This is a genomic window from Tardiphaga sp. (genome assembly GCF_025356345.1).
Taxonomy (GTDB): Bacteria; Pseudomonadota; Alphaproteobacteria; order Rhizobiales; family Xanthobacteraceae; genus Tardiphaga.
The window spans coordinates 1-3602 of sequence record NZ_JANXTC010000377.1 but is presented as its reverse complement, the minus strand read 5'-3'; the positions used below and the strand labels follow the sequence as shown (position 1 = coordinate 3602).

The 3602-nt window shown below is 63.9% G+C and carries 2 protein-coding genes; both read right to left on the bottom strand.

The features are described 5' to 3' along the window. Window positions 1-1117, bottom strand: a protein-coding gene (gene prfB / locus Q0S16_RS22890; protein WP_295853591.1) for a peptide chain release factor 2 whose coding sequence is annotated in 2 segments (ribosomal slippage) — window positions 1-1050 and window positions 1052-1117 — 1116 coding nt annotated over the 2 segments. Because the reading frame shifts where the segments join, the coding sequence is not laid out codon by codon here. This gene is flagged as partial in the annotation. Window positions 1118-1209: 92 nt separating this feature from the next. Beyond that, window positions 1210-3602: penicillin-binding protein 1A (locus tag Q0S16_RS22885; RefSeq protein WP_295853587.1), on the bottom strand; the 2393-nt coding region annotated here is incomplete at its 5' end.

Sequence of the window (3602 nt, the reverse complement as noted above, 5' to 3'; positions counted from 1 at the left end):
GACCGCCTCGGGCGCGGTGCCGAAGGCGCGCTGCGCCAATGTTGCCGCCATGAATTCGTCGAGGTCGCCGTCGAGTACGCCCGAAGTGTCGGAGGTCTGCACTCCGGTGCGCAGGTCCTTCACCATCTGATAGGGCTGCAGCACGTAAGAACGGATCTGGTGGCCCCAGCCGATATCGGTCTTGGCGGCCTGGTCGGCCGCGGCCTTCTCTTCCCGCTTCTTCAGCTCGATCTCGTACAGACGGGCGCGCAACATGTCCCAGGCCTGCGCCTTGTTCTTGTGCTGCGAACGGCCGGCCTGACAGACCACCGCGACGCCGCTTGGAACATGCGTCAGCCGCACCGCGGATTCGGTCTTGTTGACGTGCTGGCCGCCGGCGCCGCCGGATCGCATCGTATCGACGCGGACGTCGGATTCGTTGATGTCGATCTTGATCGAATTGTCGACCACCGGAAACACGGCCACCGAGGAGAACGAGGTGTGTCGCCGCGCATTGGAATCATAGGGCGAGATGCGCACCAGCCGGTGCACGCCGCCTTCGGTCTTCAGATAGCCATAGGCATTGTGGCCGGAAATCTGGATGGTCGCGGATTTGATGCCGGCTTCCTCACCCTGCGTCTCTTCCATGTACTCGACCTTGAAGCCGTGCTTCTCCGCCCAGCGCGTATACATGCGCAGCAGCATCGAGGCCCAGTCCTGGCTCTCGGTACCGCCGGCGCCGGCATGGACTTCCAGATAGGAATCGAAGCGATCGGCCTCGCCGGCCAGCAGCGCTTCCAGCTCGCGGCGCGCCACTTCCTTCTTCAGGCCTTTCAGCGCGGTTTCAGCCTCGACCACGACGCCGTCATCGTTCTCGGCTTCGCCGAGCGCGATCATCTCGATATTGTCGTCGAGCTCGCGCATGATTCGACCAATGCCGCCGAGCGAATCCTCCAGCGAGGTCCGCTCCTGCATCAGTTTCTGGGCCTTCTGGGGATCGTTCCAGAGGTTGGGGTCTTCAGCGAGCGTGTTCAGCTCTGCGAGGCGTGCCGTGGATGCATCGACGTCAAAGATGCCTCCTCAGCAGCCCGACTGACTGCTTGATCTCTTCAACGAGGCGTTCGAATTCTGGGCGCATGAAGTCTCTGATCCGCGGCTGTAAAGGCCGCAATGCCAAATCACGTGTCGGGATGTAGCGGCGTGCGCGGCAAAGCGCAATCGCCGTGACGCCTAATACAGCCCGCCGGTGCCCGGCCGCATGAAGCCGCGGTCGGTATCGGGCGAGACCGACAGCGAGCGGCCATCGGCATCGGCGACGCCGATCACCGAATAATTATCCGGTGGCGCGGTCCCCGGCTTGAAGGCTTCGAGGATGGTGCGGCCGCCATCGCCCGGCCCGGCGCGCATGCCGGTCTTGGCGTCGACCCGGATCAATTTGATGCCGGCCGGAACGCGGAACGGCACCGCCGGCTTGTCGGCCAGCGCCAGTTTCATGAAGTCGCGCGCGATCGGCGCCGCCAGCCCGCCGCCGGTCGCCTTGGCGCCGAGCGTGCGCGGCTTGTCGTAGCCGACATAGAGCCCGATCACGACATCCGGCGAGAAACCCATGAACCAGGCATCCTTGGCATCATTCGTGGTGCCGGTCTTGCCGGCGATCGGCTTGCCGACGTCGCGCATCACGGTGGCGGTACCGCCCTGCACCACGCCTTCCATCATCGAAGTGATCTGATACGCGGTCATGGCATCGATCACCTGCTCGCGGCGGTCGATCAATTGCGGCTCGGCCTGGTTCTTCCAGCCTTCCGGCGCGTCGCAGCCGCGGCACTCGCGCTGGTCATGCTTGAAGATGGTGTGGCCATAACGATCCTGGATGCGGTCGATCAGCGTCGACTTCACCCGCTTGCCGCCATTGGCGAACATCGAATAGGCGGTGACCATGCGCATCACCGTGGTTTCACCGGCGCCCAGCGCATAGGACAGGTAGTTCGGCAGTTCGTCATAGACGCCGAACCGCTTGGCATATTCGCCGATCAGCGGCATGCCGATGTCCTGCGCGAGCCGCACCGTGACGGTGTTGAGCGAGCGCATCAGCGCGTTGCGCAACGTGGTCGGGCCGAGGTACTTGCCGCTCGAATAATTGTCCGGACGCCAGACCCCGGCGCCCTGCCCCTGGTCGATTTCCAGCGGCGCGTCGACCACGACGGTCGATGGCGTATAGCCATTGTCCATCGCCGCCGAATAGACGAGCGGCTTGAACGACGAGCCGGGCTGGCGGTAGGCCTGCGTGGCGCGGTTGAACTGGCTCTGGTCGAAGGAGAAGCCGCCGACCATCGCCAGCACACGGCCGGTCCACGGGTCCATCGCCACCATGGCGCCGGACACTTCGGGATATTGCCGCAGCCGGAACTGCCCCTCGACGACCGAGCCGTCCTTGGTCAGCAGCGGATCGACGTAAATGATGTCGCCGGGATTGAGCACCTGCGATACCGCGGTCGGCGTCTTGCCCTTGGCCGGGCCGGCGATCGGCCGGGCCCATTTCACGCCGTCCAGCGTGAGGTTGCCGGTCTGGCGGTCCTTGAGCACGGCGCCGCCGAGCTCGCGGCCGGGCTGGAACCCGATCCGGGCCGACTGGTCGCTGGTGTCCAGCACCACGGCCAGCTTCCACGGCGCGACGTCCGACAGCGATTTCACCTCGGCGAGTTTCACGCCCCAGTCGCCGGTAATGTCGATCTTGTTGGTCGCGCCGCGCCAGCCATGCGCCTCGTCGAAATTGATCAGGCCGTTGACCATGGTCTTGCGCGCCATCATCTGCAGCTTCGGATCCAGCGTGGTGCGCACCGACAACCCGCCCTCATACAGCTTCTTCTCGCCATAGCGTTCGAAGATATCGCGGCGCACTTCCTCGGCGAAATACTCGCCGGCGAAAATATGCGCCGCGTTGCTGCGGCTGGTAACGGTCAGGACATCCTTGCGCGCCTTCTCGGCATCGGCCTGCTTGATCCAGCCGTTTTCGAGTAGGCGGTCGATGACGTAATTGCGGCGCTCGATGGCGCGCTCGCGGTTCTTCACTGGATGCAGCGACGATGGCGCCTTCGGCAGCGCCGCGAGATAGGAGGCCTCCGATACCGTCAGCTCATTGACCGATTTGTCGAAATAGACCAGCGACGCCGCTGCGATGCCATAGGCGCCGAGGCCGAGATAAATCTCGTTGAGGTAGAGTTCGAGGATCTTGTCCTTGGAATAAGCGCGCTCGATGCGCATCGCCAACAAGGCTTCCTTGATCTTGCGGGTGAACGACACCTCATTGGTCAGCAGGAAGTTCTTGGCAACTTGCTGGGTGATGGTGGAGGCGCCCTGCGGCCGCCGGTTGGAACCGAAATTCTGCGCATACAGCACGATGGCGCGGGCCATGCCGGTGTAGTCGATGCCGCCATGTTCATAAAAGTTCTTGTCCTCGGCGGCGAGGAAGGCGTTGATCACCATCTTCGGCACGGCCTGGATCGGAATGTAGAGCCGGCGCTGGTTGGCGTATTCGGCGACGAGCGAGCCGTCGCCGGCATGAACGCGGGTCATCACCGGCGGCTCGTAGTCCTGCAATTGCGAGTAGTCCGGGAGATCCTTGG